Raw genomic sequence first — 18161 nt, forward strand, 5'->3', positions numbered from 1 at the left:
CGACCCCTGAGGAGCCAAGCACATGGCTTTGATGATCACCGACGAATGCATCAATTGCGATGTGTGCGAGCCCGAGTGCCCGAACCAGGCGATCTATCTGGGGCCGGAGATTTACGAAATCGACCCCGCCAAATGCACCGAGTGCGTGGGCCATTTCGACGAGCCCCAGTGCGTGCAGGTCTGCCCTGTGGCCTGCATTCCAGTGAACCCGCAGCACATCGAAGCGCCAGAGTCCCTCTGGGCCAAGTACCGCCGCTTGCAGGGTCAGTGAGCGATCAAGCCGCGTCTGTGGCCTCAGGCGGCACCGCTTTGGGGGGCTTGGGTGGTTTGGGGCGCGGCGGCTTGCTGGTGTGGATCAGAGCCATGGCTTTTTCCATCTCGCCGTCCAGCAGCAAAGGCAAGGCTTTCACCGAGCGCGCAATGCTGTCTTCGATGGCGTTACGGTGCTCGGCCATGGGTTTTTTGAGCACCCAGCTGACCACTTCGGATTTCACGCCCGGGTGGCCCACCCCAATGCGCAAGCGCCAATAGTCGGCTGTGCCCAGCTGGGCGTGGATGTCGCGCAAACCGTTGTGCCCCGCATGGCTGCCGCCCAGTTTGAGCTTGGCTTCGCCGGGGGCGATGTCCAGCTCGTCGTGCGCCACCAAAATTTCTTGTGGCTGGATTTTGAAAAACCGCGCCAATGCGCTGACCGATTTGCCCGACAGGTTCATGAAGGTCTGAGGTTCCAGCAGCCACAGCGTCTGGCCCTTGACGGTGGTGCGGGCCATCAGGCCGTGGTAGCTGCGCTCGGGCACCAGCGAGACCTTGAGCTCGCGGGCCACCGCGTCGATCCACCAGAAACCGGCGTTGTGGCGGGTGTCTTCGTATTCAGAGCCAGGATTGCCCAGGCCAACCAGGAGTTTGATCATGGGGTGTGATTATCCTTGGGTGCAGGGCCTTGCAAAAATCAGGTCCAATACAGCCCATGGACATTCCAACCCCTATTGAAAACCGCCTGGTTGATCTGGAGATCAAGGCGGGCTTTACCGAAGACTTGCTCGATCAGCTCAACGCGCAGGTGTATCGCCAGCAGCAACAGATTGACGCGCTGATTCAGGAGCTGCGACAGATGCGTGATCGCCTGCCCGAGTCGGGTGGCGGCGCTGAAGTGCGCAACCTGCGCGACGAGATCCCGCCACATTACTGAGCCCTGCCATGTGGAGCATTCAGGACATCCGTGACCATTTGCGCGCCTTGGGTGCGAACGAACGTCACGAGCAGCGTGTGCTGCGCCTGTGGACGCAAGCCAAGCCCCAAAACAGCGGTCGCAGGCCGCTGGAAAGCTTCATGCCCACGACCGTACGCGATGCCTTGCCCTCGCTCAGTGACACCTTGGCAGGCCTGGCCACCTTGCGTGAACAGCACCCCGCGCAAGACGGCTCGGCCCGTTTGCTGGTGGGGCTGAATGATGGTCAGACGGTAGAGAGCGTGTTGCTGCCCCGCGATGGCCTGTGTGTGTCCAGCCAAGTGGGCTGCGCGGTGGGCTGCGTGTTTTGCATGACCGGCCGCGAGGGCTTGATTCGCCAGGTGGGGAGTGCTGAGATCGTGGCGCAAGTCGCCTTGGCCCGCATACTCAGGCCGGTCAAAAAAGTGGTCTTCATGGGCATGGGTGAGCCTTCGCACAACCTGGACCAAGTGATGGAGGCCATCGACCTTTTGGGTACGGTGGGCAACATCGGGCACAAGAATTTGGTGTTTTCCACGGTGGGTGACGAGCGGGTGTTCGCGCGTTTGCCGCAAGGCCGTGTCAAGCCCGCGCTGGCGCTGTCGCTGCACAGCACACGGGCCGATCTGCGGGCGCAGCTGTTGCCGCGTGCGCCACGCTTTGACCCGCAAGACTTGGTGGAAGCCGGTGAGGCCTATGCCCGTGCGACCGGCTACCCGATCCAGTACCAGTGGACGCTGATCGAGGGCGTGAACGACAGCGAAGAAGAAATCGAAGGCATCGTGCGTTTGCTCCAGGGCAAATACGCGCTGATGAACATGATCCCCTACAACGCAGTGCCCGACTTGCCCTATGCCCGGCCCAGCTGGGAGCGCGCCGCCGAGATCGCCCGCACCTTGCACCAGCGCGGCGTGCTGACCAAGCTGCGCCAGTCAGCGGGGCAGGATGTGGACGGCGGCTGCGGCCAGCTGCGGGCGCGGGATGTGCAGCGCGTGCAGCCCGTGAAAATTGCCATTGCGGGGCTGAAGTTGGCGACTCCCACTGCCCCGTAGGTCGGTACCTTCAGGTCCGACTTTTCCCTGTCCAACGCCCCGGCAGCTTGACCAGCCCACTGGACAGCGCCGTGCCCACCAAAATCACGGCACCACAAGCGACCATCCAGGCGGTGACCGACTCGCCCAGCAGCAGCACGCCATAGGCAATGGCAAAAACCGGCACCAAGAAGGTCACCGTCAGGGCCCGGGCAGGGCCGGCATTTTCAATCAGCTTGAAATACAAGATGTAAGCCACCCCGGTGCACAGCACGCCCACCGTGATCAGCGACCACAAGGCGGTGGCGCTGGGCAGGTGCTCGGGCCTGAACCACAGGGCAGGCACGGCCAAGGCCAGGCTGGCACCCAGCTGGCTGCCCGTGGCCGTCACCAGCGGCGGCAAGCTGGGGATGTGCTTTTTGGTGAAGCTGGCCGACAGGGCGTAGCAGGTGGTGGCGGCCAGGCAGGCCAGCACGGCCCAGGCTGGCGCGATGCCCGAGGCATTGGGCTTGAAGCTCGCTTGCCCACCCGCCAGCAAGACCACGCCGCCAAAACCGATGGCCAGGCCCACGCTGCGCGAAACAGTGGGTTTGTCGCCCAGCCAGGCCCAGGCCACCAGCGCCCCAAACAAAGGCACGGTGGCGTTCAAGATCGAGGACAAGCCCGTGCTGATGTGCAAGACCGCAAAGGAATACAGCACAAACGGGATACCGCTGTTGAGCAGTCCGACAAAGAAAATCGGTTTCCAGTGTTGCCGCAAGGTCGGCCCATGGCCCTTGGCCAACAGCAGGGGCAGCAGGAACAAAGCGGCGATGGTCACGCGCAAGGCGGCTGTGGGCAGGGCGCCCAGTTCGGCAGAGGCCAGGCGCATGAACAAAAACGAGGAGCCCCAGATGGCGGACAGGATCAAAAAATCGGCCAGCCAGCCTTTGGCGTTGGGTGTGTTCATGCAGGTTCAGCTGGCCAAGTGGCCTTCAAGACGAAGCAGCGCTTCTTTGCGCCAAAGCCCGCCAGCATAGCCGGTCAGCTGGCCTTGTGAGCCCACGATGCGGTGGCAAGGCACGATCAGGCTGATGGGGTTGCGGCCCACCGCAGCGCCCACCGCCCGCACGGCTTGGGGTTTGTTCAATTGTCGGGCCAGCTCGCCATAGCTTGCGGTCTGGCCAGCGTCGATGAGCAGCAAGGCTTGCCAGACTTTTTGTTGAAAAGCCGTGCCATGCGACAGGTCCAGCGGCAGGTCAAAGCGCTGGGGCTGCCCTGCCAAGTAGGCCTGCACCTGCTGGGCTGCGCTTTGCAGCACCGGGGCTTCAGGTGTCTGCGGCCAAAGCGCAATGGTTGCCGCGCTGGGGCCATGGCGCTGCTCGTCAAACCACAGGCCGCAAAGACCCCTGGGGGTGGCGGCCAAGGTGATGGGCCCCAAGGGGCTGTCGATGCGCAAACTTTGCAAAGGCGTCATGGTGTCCATGTTAAGGGCAGATCTTGGGGCGGAAGCTGGGCGTCTGTGGCGCCGCTCAGGCTCGGTTTCGGGCCGGTTTCGAACCGCCGCCGCCTACAATGGAGTCAGAATGTCTAGATCAGCCTCTCGCTGATTTTCAATTCTTTTCACCTCTTTGTCCCCATGCAAGTCACCCCTTCGATTTTCAAAGCCTACGACATCCGCGGCATCGTGCCTGCCACCCTGAACGAACAAGTCGCCGAGGGCCTGGGCAAGGCTTTTGGCACCGCTGCGCGGGCCGAAGGGCATACCACCGTGGCGGTGGGGCGCGATGGTCGTTTGAGTGGCCCTGCTTTGTCGGCAGCGCTCATTCGCGGTTTAGTGGCGGCGGGCATCCGCGTGATCGATATCGGCATGGCCACCACGCCCATGCTCTACTTTGCGGCCAACACCGCCTGCCAAAGCGGCATCCAGGTCACAGGCAGCCACAACCCCAAGGACTACAACGGCTTCAAGATGGTGCTGGCCGGTCGCGCCATTTATGGCGACGAGATCCAAGCCCTGCGCCAAATGATCGAGGCCGAGACCTGGCAGCTCCAAGCCGGTGGCAGCGTGGAACACCTGGACGTGCTGGCCGACTACACCCAGCGCATCGTGGGCGACATCCGCTTGTCGCGCCCCATGAAGATCGTGGTGGACTCGGGCAACGGCATCGCAGGTGCTTCGGCGCCTGGCATCTTCCGTGCCCTGGGCTGCGAGGTGATCGAGTTGTTCAGCGAGGTCGATGGCGAGTTCCCCAACCACCACCCCGACCCCAGCAAGCCTGAAAACCTGCAAGACCTGATGCAAGCCCTCAAAACGACTGGTGCCGAATTGGGCCTGGCTTTTGACGGCGACGGCGACCGATTGGGCATCGTCACAAAAGACGGCAACAACATCTACCCCGACCGCCAGATGCAGCTGTTTGCCGAAGACGTGCTCCAGCGCGTGCCCGGCGGCACGATCTTGTTTGATGTGAAGTGCTCGCAGCGCTTGGCCCCGGCCATCGAAGCCGCTGGCGGCCAAGCGCTGATGTACAAGACCGGTCATTCGCTCATTAAGGCCAAGATGAAAGAGGTGGAGGCCGCAGGCGGCCAAGCCCCATTGGGCGGCGAGATGAGTGGCCACATCTTTTTCAAGGAACGTTGGTACGGTTTTGACGACGGCACCTATGCCGGTTGCCGCTTGCTCGAGATCGTGAGCAAGCGTCCCGATGCCAACGCGGTGCTCAACGCGCTGCCCAGCAGCTTCAGCACGCCTGAGCTGAACGTGGCCTGCGCCGAAGGCGAGCCACACAGCGTGACGCGTGCCCTGCAAGCCAAAGCCGGCAGCACCTTCAGCGCGCCCGCCAAAGTGTCAGACATCGACGGCCTGCGTGTGGACTGGCCCGATGGCTTTGGCCTGATCCGGGCGTCGAACACCACGCCGGTGCTGGTGCTGCGCTTTGAAGGCCAGACCGAAGCGGCGCTGCACCGCATCGAAGCCGACATGCTGGCACTGCTGCGCTCGGTCAAGCCCGATGCGCAGATCGGCGCTGCTGCGCACTGACCCCGTCTTTTTCGAAAGCCCGAGATGCATCCCGCCAACGCCGTGCTCAGCCAAGACCCTGAGGTCATTGTGTTCAACCTCAAGGAACGCTACACCGGCGTGTCGGCCACCATCAACGCCTTGGTGCCGCTGCAGGCGCACCAGTGGCGCTTGGGTTTTTGCGGCACCCGCATGTCCAACGGCATCGACGGCATGACGCTGCGCGAGGCCATCCATCTCTCGCGCAAGCCGCCTGAGGGGCGAGCGTTTCGGATCTGGCATGTGCGCCGCGACCCGGAAATGATGGCCGCGATTTTTGCGCGCGATGTGCTGCGTTTGCCCATCAAGTTGGTCTTCACTTCGGCGGCGCAACACCTGCATGGGGCCTTTCCGCGTTGGTTGATTTCCAAAATGGACGCGGTGATCTCCACCACGCCCTTGGCCGCATCGTTTGTGCCCAACACCACGGCGGTGGTGCCCCACGGCATTGACCTGTCGCGTTTTTCGCCACCCGCCGACAAGCGCACGGCCTGGAAAGATTCCGGCCTGCCCGGTGAGTACGGCATTGGCGTGTTTGGCCGTGTGCGCCCCGACAAGGGCAGCGATGTGTTTGTGGACGCGATGATTGAGGCCTTGCCCCACCTGCCCGGCGCCACTGCCGTGATCGCCGGTTTGGCCCAGCCCAAGCACCAGGCGTATCAAGACGCGCTCAAGGCCAAAATCGCCGCCGCAGGCTTGTCCGAGCGCATCGTCTTTTTGGGCGAAGTGCCAGCGGGGCAGGTGCACCTGTGGTACCAGCGCTGCCTGCTGTGTGTGGCCTGTCCGCGTTACGAGCCCTTTGGCTTGACGCCTTTTGAGGCGGCCGCCACCGAATGCGCCCTGGTGTGCTCGCGCACCGGCGCGTTTGACCAGCTGAGCATTCCCGGACAAACCGGCGAGATGGTGGACACGGGCGATGCGCCCGGTCTGGCACAAGCCGTGCGCCAAGTCTTGAGCGACCGCGAGCAAGCCCTGCGCATGGGCCAAGCGGCGCGTCAGCGCGTGGTGGACCAGTTTTCTTTGGCCAAAGAAGCCGAAGGCATTGGCCGCGTGTATGCCCAGCTGTTTGCAGGTGCCTGAGTTTTGACGACCTTGTCACCAGTGAACTTGTCCTGGCGAGAGCGCGGTGCTTTGGCCGTCTACGGCCTGTTGATGGGGGCTTTGCAGCCTCTGCTGCGCCGTAAATTGCAGCGCCGAGGTCAGCAAGAGCCCGGCTATTTGCATCAGGTACCCCAGCGTTTTGGCGTGTATGACACCCCTGTCAAGGCGGGCGCTGTCTGGGTGCATGCCGTGTCACTGGGCGAGACCCGTGCGGCTGCTTTGCTGGTCCACGCCTTGCGCCAGCACATGCCCGGCATGCGCTTGCTGCTGACGCACAGCACCGCCACCGGCTGGGCGCAGGGCCAAGCCCTGCTCCAGCCCGGCGATGTCCAAGCCTGGCTGCCTTGGGACACGCCCGAGGCCACCCGTCGGTTTTTGCAACGCCACCAGCCGCACTGCGGGGTGTTGATGGAGACGGAAGTTTGGCCCTCGCTGGTGCAGGCTTGCCGCATTCATGGTGTGCCGCTGTTTTTGGCCAATGCCCGGCTCAACGACAAATCGTTTCACTCGGCCCAGCGTTGGTCTTGGTTGTCTGGCCCGGCCTACCGAGGCTTGCGTGGCGTGCTGGCGCAGTCCAATGCCGATGCCAAGCGTTTGCGGGCCTTGGGTGCGCGGGTCGATGCGGTGCTGGGCAACCTCAAATTTGACGTGCAGCCCCAGCCTGTGGCGCAGGCCAACGCGCAGCGGTGGCGAAGCCAATGGTCACGCCTGGGCCAGCCGCGCCCCGTGATCATGCTGGCCAGCACGCGAGAAGGCGAAGAAGCCCTGTGGCTGGAGGCGTTGGCCGCCAACGCAGCACGGATGCAAGCCTTTGCCGATGCGGGGGTTCTATGGCTTTTGGTGCCGCGCCACCCCCAACGCTTTGACGAAGTGCACCAACAGGTGGTGGCCAAGGGCTGCTCGGTGTTCAGGCGCAGCGCCTTGCCTGCCGATGGGGCTTGGCCTGCGCAGGCCACGGATGCGCAGGTTTGGCTGGGCGACAGCTTGGGGGAGATGCCGCAGTACTTCCATGCGGCCGACATGGCCTTGTTGGGCGGCAGCTTCATGCCCTTGGGCGGGCAAAACCTGATCGAGGCGGCGGCCTTTGGCTGCCCCATCATCATGGGGCCACACACCTTCAATTTTGCAGAGGCTTCTGAACAAGCCCAATCCGCTGGAGCTGCGCAGCGCGTGGCCGACATGGACGGTGCCCTGAACCAGGCGCTGGCTTGGCTGAGCGACCGCGCCGCTCTGGCGCAGGCGCAGCAAGCGGGGCTGGACATGGTGGCGCAAGGGCGGGGTGCAGCCGATCGCTATGCGCAAGAGATCGTCCGCCAACTCAGCGATTCACAAGTCGGCGGCTTGAGCCACGGCGCTTGAAACTGCCGCAAATCTTGTCATTCGTCATGGCGAGCGAAGCGCGGCAATCCAGTGCTTCAAAAACAGTTCAGCCCCGCCCACCGCAGGGGATGGACAGGGCTGAGGGTTGAAGAGGCGGTTTACTTCTGCAGCAAGGCGTTGATGCTTTGCAGGTCTTCGGCCTTCAGCGTGCCATTGGCTTGGCGCAGTTTGAGCTGGCCGAGCAAGACGTCGTAGCGGGCTTTGGCCAAGTCGCGCTTGGTCTGGTAGAGCTGGCTTTGGCTGTTGAGCACATCGATGTTGATGCGCACACCGACTTGGTAGCCCAGTTTGTTGGCATCCAGGGCCGCTTGGCTGGAGGACTCGGCCGCTTCGAGGGCCTTGACCTGTCCCAGACCCGATTGCAGGCCCAAATAGGCGGTGCGCGTGGCTTGGGCAACTTGGCGCTGCGCGCCTTCCAAATCGTTGCGGGCTTTGTCTTCCAAGGCCACGGTTTCACGGATGCGGTTTTGCGTGGCAAAGCCAGCAAAGATCGGCATGCTGGCGGTGATGCCGGCGCTGGCGATGGTGATCTGGTTTTGGCCTGAAATGGGGGTGACCGATGTCCCGCCAATGTTCTTCTGCACGTTGTAGCCCAGCGTGAAATCCACCGTGGGCTTGTGGCCGGCTTCGGCCTTGGTGGTCTCCAGTTTGGCAATGTCCAGGTTCACTCGGGCCTGTTGGATGCCAGGGTGAGATTGAAGGCTTTGCGCGATCCACTCGTCGGCATTGGCGCCCGTTACGGGGGGCAGCTTGGCTTGGGGGCTCAAGCTCAAAGGGGTGATGCCGGATTTGCCGACCAGCAATTCAAGTGCCACTTTTTTGACGCGCAAATCGTTGTCGGCGGCGATTTCCTGGGCGATGACCAGGTCATAGCGGGCCTGGGCTTCGCGGGTGTCGGTGATGGTGGAGGTGCCGACTTCGAAGTTGCGCTTGGCGCTGGCCAATTGCTCGGCCACAGCAGACTTTTGCGCTTGCACAAAGGTCAGGCTTTGTTGGGCAGCCAGGACTTCGAAGTAAGCCTGTGTCGTGCGCACGATCAGGTCTTGTTCTGCTTGGTTCAACGCGGCTTGCGCAATCTCGAGTGTTTTTTGACTTTGCTGGTAAGCGGCAAAGTTGGCAGGACGGTAAAGGGGCTGGCTTGCATTGAGGCCCGCTGTTTGGGTGGTGTAACTGTAGTCGGAGGAACTGGATTGGGGTGTCAATGAACGATCTGAACGCGTTGCACCGCCATTCAACCCCAAAGTCGGCAACAAAGCCGATTTACCCTGATCCGCCTTGGCTTGGTTGGCCAGGTATTGCGCTTTGGCCGCCTGGTACCCCGCGTCATAGCCCTTGGCCATCTCGTACATGTCCACCAGACTTTGGGCCTGGCTGGTGCCGGCAAAAGCCAGAGACAAAAGCACGGCCAGCGGCAGTCGTTGGAACAAGGAGGAAGCGCGTTGTGTCTGCATGGAGATCTTTCTGGGTAACCTGAAAAAGGCGAAGCGCGAGGAGGGCGTTCAGTACACGGGCACTGTAGGGTCGACCTGCATGGACCAGGCATGGATGCCGCCGGCCACGTTGACCACCTCAAAGCCTTGCTGGGCCAAGAAGTGGGCGACCTGCTGGCTGCGCGCACCGTGGTGGCACAGGCAAGCGATGGGGCGTGTCCGGTCCAGTTCGTCCAAACGGGCTGGAATGGTTTGCATGGGCATGTGCACCAGGTCCAGGCTGTCAGGCCGGGCACTCGCGGTTTGGAGTTCCCAGGCTTCGCGCACGTCCAGCAGCACCGGGCGCTGACTTTGCTCGGCAGCCCAGTCCTTCAATTGTGCGGGGGTGATCTGTTGCATGGGGCTCAGAAGCTAAAGCGAGAGGGTTCGGTGAAACCGCTCAAGCGGGGGGCGTTGACGTCCCAAGGCTCGGCGGTGGTGAAGCTGCTGTCGCTGCTGCGGGTGACCACGGTGGCACGCATCATGGGCTCGTCACCCACGATGGCGACCAGGCGACCACCGACTTTGAGTTGTTGCAGCAAGGCGGTGGGCACTTGGGCCACCGAGCCACTGAGCAAGATCGCGTCAAACGGGCCGTCGGCGGGAGCGCCTTGGGTGCCGTCTGCCGCACGCACGGTGGCGTTGTGCATGCCGGCTTTTTGCAAATTGGCTTGGGCTCGGGTGGCCAGGTCGGCGTCGATCTCGAGCGACAGCACGCTGGCGGCTTGGCTGGCGATCAAAGCGGCCATGAAGCCGGAGCCGGTGCCGATTTCAAGCACTTTGTCGGTGTTTTTCAGGGCCAGCTCTTGCAGCAAACGGGCCTGCACACGTGGGGCCAACATGACCTGGTTGGCGGCTGTGCCCAGTGGGATTTCCATGTCCACAAAAGCCAGCGCCTTGTGGGCCAGCGGGGCAAAGTCTTCGCGGCGAACCACCGACAACAAGTCCAGCACCTGAGGGTCCAGCACTTCCCAAGGGCGGATTTGCTGTTCGATCATGTTGAAGCGGGCCTGGTTCAAATCCATTTTTTCTACTCCTGAGGGGTTTATCAATATCGGGCCGATTTTACTGGCCTGTGCCCACAGAGCCCTGACGCGCAGGGGCCAAACCGGCTTTTCGGCGCAGCCATTGCGCCAGATCATCCATGTAGCAGTACACCACCGGCACCACCACCAGCGTCAACAGCGAAGAAGTGATCACCCCGCCAATGACGGCCTGGCCCATCGGGGCGCGTTGCTCAGAGCCCTCGGTCAGGGCAAAAGCCAGCGGCACCATGCCAAAAATCATGGCCAAGGTGGTCATCAAAATCGGGCGCAGGCGCACTTTGGCGGCCATCAAGAGGGCTTGGCTGCGTTCCATGCCGGGGATGCGGCGGCCGTCCGTGTCCGTCTGATCTTCGCGGGCACGGATGGCAAAGTCCACCAGCAAGATGGCGTTCTTGGTCACCAGGCCCATCAGCATGATCACCCCGATGATGGAGAACATCGACAAAGTCGAGTGGAAGGCCATCAGGGCCAGCACCACACCGATCAGTGTCAGGGGCAGGGCGGTCATCAGGGCCAGGGGCTGCAGAAAGCTCTTGAACTGGCTGGCCAAGATCATGTAGATGAAGATCACCGCCAACGCCAGGGCCGACAGGGCGTAGCCAAAGGATTCGGCCATGTTCTTGGTGGAGCCGTTGAACTGATAGCGGTAGCCCGGGGGCAGGTTCAGGCCTTCCATCACGGCCTTGATGTCACCCGAGACCTGGCCTGCGGCCCGTTGGTACACGTTGGCATTGATGGCCACTTCGCGCGTCAGGTCACGGCGGTTGATCTGGTTGGAGCCGGTGCTTTCGCTCACCTTGGCCACCTGGCCCAGGCGCACGGTGCGGGTGCTGCCATCGGCGGCGCTCAGGGCAAAGGGCAGGCGTTCCAGGTCTTGCAGGTTGTTGCGCGCATCGGGCGACAGGCGCACGTTCACGTCGTAGGTTTGGTCATCGGGCGCACGCCAGTTGCCCACGGTTTGGCCTGCTACCAAGGTGCGCAGGGGGCCAGCCACTTGCGCGGTGCCCAAGCCCAGGTCCGAGGCAGCGGTGCTGCGCATTTGCACGGCAATGGTGGGCTTGTTGGCTTTGACGCTGGAGTCCAAATCGACCAGTCCCGGTATGGCGCGCAGCTTGTCCATGGCCAGCAGGGTCAGGCGTTCAAGTTCGCGCTGGTCAGGGCCTTGGATCGAAAACTCGATTTGTTTGTTGCCGCCCACGCTGTCGAGCAAACCGGCATGGGTGACGGTGATGCCCGGCACTTGCAGCAAACGCTCGCGCAAGGCGGCCGACATCTGGTCCACGCTGCGTTGGCGGTCTTTGCGGTCCACCAGGCGAACATACATGCTGGCGTTGTTTTTGCCCAGCGCGTTGCTGGTGTTGAGCGTGGTCACGGTGTAACGCACTTCAGGGAACTCGCGCACGATGGCTTCCACTTGGCGGGCCTTGGCCTCGGTCGCTTCCAAAGAACTGCCCACGGGCGTCTGGAAGCTCACGCTGGTTTCTGAAAAGTCGGCCTTGGGCACGAACTCGGTGCCCAAGAGCGGCACCATGAAGATGCTGGTCACGAACACGCCAATGGCCATCAGCACGGTCTTGCGCTTGTGCACCAGCGACCAAGCCAGAATTTTTTGGTAAGCGTCCGACAGCTTGTCGGTGCCGGTGTCAAACCAGCCGGTCACGCGGCCGATGGTTTTGTCGTACAGGGTCACGGGGGCGTGGTGCTTGCCGTGCGCCTCAATGCTGGGGTCGTGCCAGATGCTCGAGAGCATGGGGTCGAGTGTGAAGCTGACGAACATCGAAATGCCCACCGCCGCCACGATGGTGATGCCGAACTCGTGGAAGAACTTGCCGATGATGCCTTCCATGAAACCGATCGGCAAAAACACCGCCACGATGGACAGCGTGGTCGCCAGCACGGCCAGGCCAATTTCCTGCGTGCCTTCCAACGAGGCCTTGTAGGCGTCCTTGCCCATTTGCACATGGCGCACGATGTTCTCGCGCACCACGATGGCGTCATCGATCAACAAGCCCACGCACAGCGACAGCGCCATCAGCGTGATCATGTTGATGGTGAAGCCAAACATGTTCATGAACATGAAGGTGCCGATCAGCGAGATCGGCAGCGTCAAGCCGGTGATCACGGTGGAGCGCCAGGAATTCAAAAACAGGAACACGATCAGCACCGTCAGGATGGCGCCTTCGATCAGGGTGCGGCGAACGTTGTCCACCGCCACACGGATGGGCCGTGAACTGTCGGTGATGGGCTCCAGGCGAATGCCCGCCGGCAGCTGGGTTTTCAGCTCGGCCACGGTCTTGATCAAGCCGTCGATGACCTGGATGGTGTTCTCGTCTTGCGACTTCTGCACCGACAAGAGCAAGGTGCGCTGGCCGTTGTAGAGCGCCAGCGACTCGACCTCTTGAGCACCGTCTTGGACACGCGCCACTTGCGACAGGCGCACCGGCGAGCCGCCTTTGCGGGCCACGATGATCTGGCCAAAGTCTTCGGGGCGCTTCATGCGCGACTCGACTTGCACCATGCGCTCTTGCTCGAGCGAGCGGATCGCGCCCACCGGCAGGTCCTGGTTTTCGTTGCGCACGGCGGCCACCACCTGGTCGGCGGTGACGCCCAGCGCTTCCATGGCCGAGGGTTGCAGGTACAGGTTGATCTCGCGGCGCGTGCCGCCCACCAAGGTGACCGAGCCCACGCCGCGCACGTTTTCGAGGCGCTTTTTCAGCACCTGTTCGGACCAGTTGGTCATCTCCACCGCCGTGGGGGCTTTGGCCTGGGTGGTGTCGGGCACCACGGCCAGCGACCAGATGGCTTTGCTGGAGGGGTCAAATCGCAGCACCTTGGGTTCTTTGACTTCGGTGCGCAGGTTCGGGCGAATCGAGGCGACTTTTTCGCGCACGTCTTCGGCGGCTTTGCGACCGTCAATGTGCAGCTGGAACTCGATCACCACGACCGACTGGTTTTCGTAGCTGCGCGAGGTCAGGGCATTGATGCCGGCGATCGAGTTGACGCCTTCTTCGATCTTTTTGGAGACTTCGCTCTCGACGATCTCGGGCGATGCGCCGGGGTATTCGGTGCTGATCACCACCACCGGAAAGTCGATGTTGGGGAACTGGTCAACTTTGAGGCGCTGGTAGGCAAACAGGCCCAGCACCACCAAGGCCAACATGACCATGGTGGCAAAAACGGGGTTTTTCAGACTGACACGGGTGAACCACATGCTGGAGGCCTTTTATTGGGCCGCAGCCGTGAATTTGATCTGCACACCTTCGCGCACCGCGCCTGCGCTGGCGGCCAGCACTTGCATGCCCTCGGTCAGGCCTTCTACGGCCACCATCGCACGGCCTTGCACTTCGGTGCGGGCGCCGGTCTTGACGCCCACATGGCGCACGGCCTGGCCATCGATCACCTGCACATAGGGCTGGGGTTTGTCGGTGCGCACACTGGTCAAGGGCACGGCCATGGCCTGCACGGTCTGGGTGCCCAAAGCGCCTTCGGCAAACAGGCCTTGGCGCAAACCTTCGCGACCGGCCACGCCCAGGTAAACCAACACACTGCGGCTGCCCGCTTGGGCGCTGGGATTGATGCGCAAGACGCGCGCTTCGACCGCCTGGCTCAGCCCTTCGACTTGCAGCTGCGCTTTCATGCCCACGCGCACCTGGGCCGCGTCGTTGGCGGGCAGGGCGGCTTCCAGTTCGAGTTGCGAGAGGTTGACGATCTCGACGATGCGGGCATCGATCGCCACGCGTTCACCTTGGGGCACCAAGCGCTGGGCAATCTGCCCGGTGAAAGGGGCCTTCAAGTTGGCGTCGTCCATGGCTTTGTTGGCCACATCCAGCGCCGCCACCGCGGCCATGTGGGTGGCTTTGGCGCCGTTCAAGCTGGCTTGCGAGGTGATCAGCGCGGTCTGCGAGATGAAGCCCTGGTCCACCAAAGCCTTGTTGTTGTCGTATTGGCGCTGGGCAATGTCCACCTGCGCTTTGGCCGAGTCAGCTTGTTGCTGTGCCTGGCGCTGGCGGGCCTGGTATTCCACCGGGTCCACGCGTGCCACGACTTGGCCGGCTTGCACGGTATCGCCTTCGCGCACGGACAGGCTCACCAGTTCACCGGCCACGCGGGCCTTGAGGAAGGCGCTTTGGCTGGCTTTGAGTGCGCCCGACACCGGCAAACCCAGCGCCAGGGCTTGGGTCTTGACGGTGAAGACGTCGGACTTGGCCAATTCCAGTGTGGGGACGACCACGGCAGGCGCGGCTGCGGTGGCCGCTTTGCGCTGGCTCATCAGGCGGGCACCACCTGCCACCAGCACAGCCAGCGTCACGCCCGACAGGATCCAGAGGGTAGATTTTTTCATGGGGTTTCAGGCTTCAAGCCGCGGACCAACAGGTCGGCGTGGTTGGATAAAAAGGTTTCGGGCACCAGCGCATGCGGGCTTTGTCCGCAAGCGCCCAGCGCATGTTTTTCCATGACCAAAAAGATCAAGGGGGAGATCACCGAATGGATGACCGCATGGATATCCATGGCGCGAAATTCACCGCGGTCGATGCCGCGTTGCAAGATGAAGCGCACCAAGGCGTGGGAGGGCTCGATCACGGTGTTGCGGAAAAAGTCGGCCAAGGCGGGGAAGTTGCCCGCCTCACTCATCATGAGTTTGGAAATGCCCGAAGCTTTGGTGGCCCCGTAGCGGCGCCACCATTCGAGCATCATCCATTCGAGCAAATCGCCGCTGCTGCCTTCAAAGGACTCGGCCTCGCTGATGCCCTCGGCCACGGGGCGGGCCACGTTTTCCATGATCACCGCCTTGAAGAGTTCTTCCTTGCTGGGGAAGTACAAAAACAAGGTGCCCTTGGACACACCGGCGCGGGCGGCGACTTCTTCCACACGCGTGGCCGCAAAGCCTTTTTCGACGAACAAATCCAAAGCCGCCTCCAGGAGTTCTCCGGGGCGGTCTTGTTTGCGGCGTTCGCGTTTGTGGGGAGCGTGGGTTTCTGTGGCGTTCACAAAAAATCAATTAATGACTGATTGGTTAGTAATGTAAAGCCTGGGTCCCACAGCGTCAAGGTGTTGCGCCGCACGTTGGCGTCAAGCGCAGGTCGAAAAAAAGGGGCCGAAGCCCCTGGGTTTGGCAGGTCGTGAGCGTGCTCAGTTGGAGAACGCTGCGATGCCCGTGATGGCGCGGCCCAAGATCAGGGCGTGCACATCGTGTGTGCCTTCGTAGGTGTTGACCACTTCCAGGTTCACCAGGTGGCGGGCCACGCCGTATTCGGCGCTGATGCCGTTGCCGCCCATCATGTCACGCGCCAGGCGAGCGATGTCCAGTGCCTTGCCGCAGCTGTTGCGCTTGAGAATCGATGTCAGGTCCACCGAGGCGGTGCCTTCGTCCTTCATTCGGCCTAGGCGCAGGCAGCCTTGCAGGCCCAAGCTGATTTCGGTCAGCATGTCGGCCAGTTTTTTCTGGATCAGCTGGTTGGCGGCCAAGGGGCGGCCAAACTGCTGACGGTCCATCACGTACTGGCGGGCACGGAAGAAGCAGTCTTCAGCAGCGCCCAAGGCGCCCCAAGCGATGCCGTAGCGCGCGCTGTTCAGGCAAGTGAAGGGGCCTTTCAATCCACGCACTTCAGGAAAGGCGTTTTCTTCGGGGCAGAAGACCTCGTCCATGACGATTTCACCCGTGATCGAAGCGCGCAGACCGACCTTGCCGTGCACCGCAGGGGCCGACAGGCCTTTCCAACCTTTTTCAAGGATGAAACCGCGGATCGCACCTTCATCGTCCTTGGCCCACACCACGAACACGTCAGCGATGGGGCTGTTGGTGATCCACATCTTGGCGCCCGACAGGCTGTAGCCACCGGGCACTTTCTTGGCGCGGGTGATCATGCTGCCGGGGTCGGAGCCGTGGTTGGGTTCGGTCAGGCCAAAGCAGCCGACCCACTCGCCACGGGCCAGCTTGGGCAGGTATTTCTGTTTTTGCGCTTCGGTGCCAAAGTCGTTGATCGGCACCATCACCAGGGACGACTGCACGCTCATCATGGAGCGGTAACCCGAGTCCACGCGCTCGACTTCGCGAGCGACCAAGCCGTAGCAAACGTAGTTGAGGCCCGCACCGCCGTATTGTTCGGGGATGGTCGCGCCCAAGAGGCCCAGCTCGCCCATCTCGTTGAAGATGGCGCGGTCGGTGGTTTCATTCAGAAAAGCGTCCTTGACGCGGGGCAGCAAACGCTCTTGGCAATAGGCGCGGGCGGCTTCGCTGACCTGGCGCTCGTCGTCGGTCAGTTGGGCGCTGAGGTGAAAGGGGTCTTCCCAGTTGAAGGTGTTTTTGGGGTTGGCCATGGGGTGTCTCCGTAAAAAAGTCCTGAGCCCGATTGTCAGGGCACCATGAATAGCTGTCTAATATTGATTATGGATTCATCAATATAAATTTTTAATACATGGAATTCCGTCACCTCCGTTATTTTCTGGCCTTGGCAGAAGAGCTGCACTTTGGCCGGGCGGCCCAGCGGCTGTCGATCTCGCAGCCACCGCTGTCGCTCAACATCCAGCAGCTCGAAGCGTCGGTGGGAGCGCAGCTGTTCACCCGCAACAGCCGGGGCGTGCAGCTCACAGCCGCTGGGCAGGCCTTTGTGCCTGCAGCCCGCGCCCTGCTGGCGCAGGCGAGCGACGCCGCCCGCGAAGCGCGCGAGGTGGCCGAGGGCCAAGCCGGTGAGCTGCACATCGGCTTTGCCGGCACCATGCTGTATTGCGGGCTGCCGCAGTTGCTGGCGCGCTTTCAGGCCAGCCACCCGCGCCTGAAGCTGGTGCTGTTGGAGATGAGTTCCAGCGAGCAGCTGTCCGAGCTGGTGCGCGACCGCTTGGATGTGGGCTTTGTCCACACCCCCCGCGTGCCGCCCGGTTTTGACCAGGTCTTGGTGGTCAGCCAGCCCTTGGTGGCTTGTTTGCCGCAATCGCACGCCTTGGCGCAGGCCAGCAGCTTGGGCCTGGACCAGTTGCGCGGAGAGCCTTTGGTGGTGGTTTCACGCACCGTCTCGCCCGACTACCACGCCCGCATCTTGAGCGAATGCGAACAGGCCGGTTGGCTGCCCCCCGCCGTGCACGAGTTGCGCCACTGGCTGAGCGTGGTGTCCTTGGTGTCCCAGGGCCTGGGGGTGGCGCTGGTGCCGCAGGCTTTGCAAAAGTCGGCGCTGGCGGGCGTGGCCTTTGTGCCCTTGGCGCAGGCCGATGTGCGCTACGACACCCGCTGCCTGTGGCGCAGCGGCCGCGACCAGATGGCGCTCAAGGACTTCGTGCAGGCGGTCAGCGCCGACTTTGTCCGAGCCGGATAATGGCCCAGCTGTATCAGACAAGGAAGATGACATGACAGAGACATTGGTGCTCGGCGGCGGATGCTTTTGGTGCACGGAAGCGGTGTACGTTAAGGTGCGTGGCGTCACCGATGTGGAGTCGGGTTATTGCAACGGCCACGCGCTGAACCCCAGCTACGAGGACGTTTGCACAGGCACCACAGGCCACAACGAAGTGGTCAAGCTGCAATACGACCCTGCCCAAGTCAGCACCCGCGAGTTGCTGGAGATTCTTTTTGTCATCCACGACCCGACCACACTGAACCGCCAGGGCAACGATCGCGGCACGCAGTACCGCAGCGGCATCTACTTCACCACACCCGCGCAGGCCGAGGTGGCCCATGCCTTGATCGCCGAGCTGACCGCCGCGCAAGCTTTTGGCCAGCCCATCGTGACCGAAGTGTTGCCGTTGGCCAATTACAGCGCGGCCGAGGACTACCACCAAGACTTTTTCGAGCGCAACCCTGACCAAGGCTATTGCCTGGCCGTGGCCGCGCCCAAAGTGGCCAAGTTCCGCCAGACCTTTGCCCGTTTGGTGCGGGCATAAAATCAGCATTCGCCC

Annotated in this window: 18 protein-coding genes; 8 read left to right on the forward strand and 10 right to left on the reverse strand. The window is 62.5% G+C overall.

Going from position 1 to position 18161, the window contains the following annotated elements; all coding sequences use genetic code 11:
- Window positions 1-22 precede the first annotated feature (22 nt).
- Entirely contained in the window at window positions 23-271 is a 249-nt protein-coding gene (locus QLQ16_RS13470; protein WP_283225180.1) for a YfhL family 4Fe-4S dicluster ferredoxin, read from the forward strand.
- A gap of 4 nt (window positions 272-275) precedes the next feature.
- Here the strand turns inward: QLQ16_RS13470 and pth are convergent, their stop codons facing one another.
- On the reverse strand, window positions 276-911 hold the full coding sequence (gene pth / locus QLQ16_RS13475; RefSeq protein ID WP_283225181.1) for an aminoacyl-tRNA hydrolase: 636 nt from the start codon (window positions 909-911) through the stop codon (window positions 276-278).
- Window positions 912-967: 56 nt separating this feature from the next.
- Between pth and QLQ16_RS13480 the strand changes: the two genes are divergently transcribed.
- Window positions 968-1189, forward strand: coding sequence for a SlyX family protein (locus QLQ16_RS13480; protein ID WP_108286412.1), 222 nt, complete (start codon window positions 968-970; stop codon window positions 1187-1189).
- 8 nt (window positions 1190-1197) lie between these two features.
- On the forward strand, window positions 1198-2259 hold the full coding sequence (locus tag QLQ16_RS13485; RefSeq protein ID WP_283225182.1) for an RNA methyltransferase: 1062 nt from the start codon (window positions 1198-1200) through the stop codon (window positions 2257-2259).
- A 10-nt stretch (window positions 2260-2269) separates the two neighbouring features.
- Here QLQ16_RS13485 and QLQ16_RS13490 read toward each other — a convergent pair whose 3' ends face one another.
- Together QLQ16_RS13490 and QLQ16_RS13495 are read right to left on the reverse strand one after the other, a co-directional pair.
- Entirely contained in the window at window positions 2270-3187 is a 918-nt protein-coding gene (locus tag QLQ16_RS13490) for a DMT family transporter (protein WP_283225183.1), read from the reverse strand.
- A gap of 6 nt (window positions 3188-3193) precedes the next feature.
- Window positions 3194-3694: a methylated-DNA--[protein]-cysteine S-methyltransferase gene (locus QLQ16_RS13495; protein WP_283225184.1), complete on the reverse strand. Its 501-nt coding sequence runs from the start codon at window positions 3692-3694 to the stop codon at window positions 3194-3196.
- 162 nt (window positions 3695-3856) lie between these two features.
- On the opposite strand from QLQ16_RS13495, the gene QLQ16_RS13500 reads away from it, so the two are divergent.
- The 3 genes from QLQ16_RS13500 to QLQ16_RS13510 are packed head-to-tail and all read left to right on the forward strand — an operon-like array spanning window position 3857 to window position 7738.
- Window positions 3857-5260, forward strand: a complete 1404-nt coding sequence (locus QLQ16_RS13500) for a phosphomannomutase/phosphoglucomutase (protein WP_283225185.1) — start codon at window positions 3857-3859, stop codon at window positions 5258-5260.
- Between the two features lie 24 nt (window positions 5261-5284).
- A complete protein-coding gene (locus tag QLQ16_RS13505; protein ID WP_283225186.1) occupies window positions 5285-6358 on the forward strand; it encodes a glycosyltransferase family 4 protein in 1074 nt (357 codons plus the stop codon).
- 21 nt (window positions 6359-6379) lie between these two features.
- Window positions 6380-7738, forward strand: coding sequence for a 3-deoxy-D-manno-octulosonic acid transferase (locus QLQ16_RS13510; protein ID WP_348534222.1), 1359 nt, complete (start codon window positions 6380-6382; stop codon window positions 7736-7738).
- A gap of 119 nt (window positions 7739-7857) precedes the next feature.
- Here QLQ16_RS13510 and QLQ16_RS13515 read toward each other — a convergent pair whose 3' ends face one another.
- The 7 genes from QLQ16_RS13515 to QLQ16_RS13545 form a co-directional block, all read right to left on the reverse strand.
- Window positions 7858-9210, reverse strand: coding sequence for a TolC family outer membrane protein (locus QLQ16_RS13515; protein ID WP_283225187.1), 1353 nt, complete (start codon window positions 9208-9210; stop codon window positions 7858-7860).
- A gap of 48 nt (window positions 9211-9258) precedes the next feature.
- Complete coding sequence (locus tag QLQ16_RS13520) at window positions 9259-9588, reverse strand: rhodanese-like domain-containing protein (RefSeq protein ID WP_283225188.1); 330 nt, start codon at window positions 9586-9588, stop codon at window positions 9259-9261.
- A gap of 5 nt (window positions 9589-9593) precedes the next feature.
- The gene (locus QLQ16_RS13525; RefSeq protein ID WP_283225189.1) at window positions 9594-10253 is read right to left on the reverse strand and encodes a protein-L-isoaspartate O-methyltransferase family protein; all 660 of its coding nucleotides are present in this window, start codon (window positions 10251-10253) and stop codon (window positions 9594-9596) included.
- Window positions 10254-10293: 40 nt separating this feature from the next.
- Entirely contained in the window at window positions 10294-13485 is a 3192-nt protein-coding gene (locus QLQ16_RS13530) for an efflux RND transporter permease subunit (protein WP_283225190.1), read from the reverse strand.
- 12 nt (window positions 13486-13497) lie between these two features.
- On the reverse strand, window positions 13498-14616 hold the full coding sequence (locus QLQ16_RS13535; protein WP_283225191.1) for an efflux RND transporter periplasmic adaptor subunit: 1119 nt from the start codon (window positions 14614-14616) through the stop codon (window positions 13498-13500).
- Window positions 14613-15263, reverse strand: coding sequence for a TetR/AcrR family transcriptional regulator (locus tag QLQ16_RS13540; RefSeq protein ID WP_283225192.1), 651 nt, complete (start codon window positions 15261-15263; stop codon window positions 14613-14615). The genes QLQ16_RS13535 and QLQ16_RS13540 overlap by 4 nt, the downstream gene beginning before the upstream one ends.
- Before the next feature lie 141 nt (window positions 15264-15404).
- Window positions 15405-16592: an acyl-CoA dehydrogenase gene (locus QLQ16_RS13545; protein WP_283225193.1), complete on the reverse strand. Its 1188-nt coding sequence runs from the start codon at window positions 16590-16592 to the stop codon at window positions 15405-15407.
- Between the two features lie 98 nt (window positions 16593-16690).
- On the opposite strand from QLQ16_RS13545, the gene QLQ16_RS13550 reads away from it, so the two are divergent.
- Window positions 16691-17581, forward strand: coding sequence for a LysR family transcriptional regulator (locus tag QLQ16_RS13550; RefSeq protein WP_283225194.1), 891 nt, complete (start codon window positions 16691-16693; stop codon window positions 17579-17581).
- 31 nt (window positions 17582-17612) lie between these two features.
- The gene (gene msrA, locus QLQ16_RS13555) at window positions 17613-18146 is read left to right on the forward strand and encodes a peptide-methionine (S)-S-oxide reductase MsrA (protein WP_283225195.1); all 534 of its coding nucleotides are present in this window, start codon (window positions 17613-17615) and stop codon (window positions 18144-18146) included.
- Window positions 18147-18161: the final 15 nt, after the last annotated feature.

Origin of the sequence: Limnohabitans lacus, assembly GCF_030053395.1 — a bacterium.
Taxonomy (GTDB): domain Bacteria; phylum Pseudomonadota; class Gammaproteobacteria; order Burkholderiales; family Burkholderiaceae_C; genus Limnohabitans_A; species Limnohabitans_A lacus.

Excerpts from the sequence above, each read along its gene's own strand:
- QLQ16_RS13470 (WP_283225180.1), top strand. The coding sequence starts at position 23 with ATGGCTTTGATGATCACCGACGAATGCATCAATTGCGATGTGTGCGAG.
- pth (WP_283225181.1), bottom strand. The coding sequence starts at position 911 with ATGATCAAACTCCTGGTTGGCCTGGGCAATCCTGGCTCTGAATACGAA.
- QLQ16_RS13480 (WP_108286412.1), top strand. The coding sequence starts at position 968 with ATGGACATTCCAACCCCTATTGAAAACCGCCTGGTTGATCTGGAGATC.
- QLQ16_RS13485 (WP_283225182.1), top strand. The coding sequence starts at position 1,198 with ATGTGGAGCATTCAGGACATCCGTGACCATTTGCGCGCCTTGGGTGCG.
- QLQ16_RS13490 (WP_283225183.1), bottom strand. The coding sequence starts at position 3,187 with ATGAACACACCCAACGCCAAAGGCTGGCTGGCCGATTTTTTGATCCTG.
- QLQ16_RS13495 (WP_283225184.1), bottom strand. The coding sequence starts at position 3,694 with ATGACGCCTTTGCAAAGTTTGCGCATCGACAGCCCCTTGGGGCCCATC.
- QLQ16_RS13500 (WP_283225185.1), top strand. The coding sequence starts at position 3,857 with ATGCAAGTCACCCCTTCGATTTTCAAAGCCTACGACATCCGCGGCATC.
- QLQ16_RS13505 (WP_283225186.1), top strand. The coding sequence starts at position 5,285 with ATGCATCCCGCCAACGCCGTGCTCAGCCAAGACCCTGAGGTCATTGTG.
- QLQ16_RS13515 (WP_283225187.1), bottom strand. The coding sequence starts at position 9,210 with ATGCAGACACAACGCGCTTCCTCCTTGTTCCAACGACTGCCGCTGGCC.
- QLQ16_RS13520 (WP_283225188.1), bottom strand. The coding sequence starts at position 9,588 with ATGCAACAGATCACCCCCGCACAATTGAAGGACTGGGCTGCCGAGCAA.
- QLQ16_RS13525 (WP_283225189.1), bottom strand. The coding sequence starts at position 10,253 with ATGGATTTGAACCAGGCCCGCTTCAACATGATCGAACAGCAAATCCGC.
- QLQ16_RS13530 (WP_283225190.1), bottom strand. The coding sequence starts at position 13,485 with ATGTGGTTCACCCGTGTCAGTCTGAAAAACCCCGTTTTTGCCACCATG.
- QLQ16_RS13535 (WP_283225191.1), bottom strand. The coding sequence starts at position 14,616 with ATGAAAAAATCTACCCTCTGGATCCTGTCGGGCGTGACGCTGGCTGTG.
- QLQ16_RS13545 (WP_283225193.1), bottom strand. The coding sequence starts at position 16,592 with ATGGCCAACCCCAAAAACACCTTCAACTGGGAAGACCCCTTTCACCTC.
- QLQ16_RS13550 (WP_283225194.1), top strand. The coding sequence starts at position 16,691 with ATGGAATTCCGTCACCTCCGTTATTTTCTGGCCTTGGCAGAAGAGCTG.
- msrA (WP_283225195.1), top strand. The coding sequence starts at position 17,613 with ATGACAGAGACATTGGTGCTCGGCGGCGGATGCTTTTGGTGCACGGAA.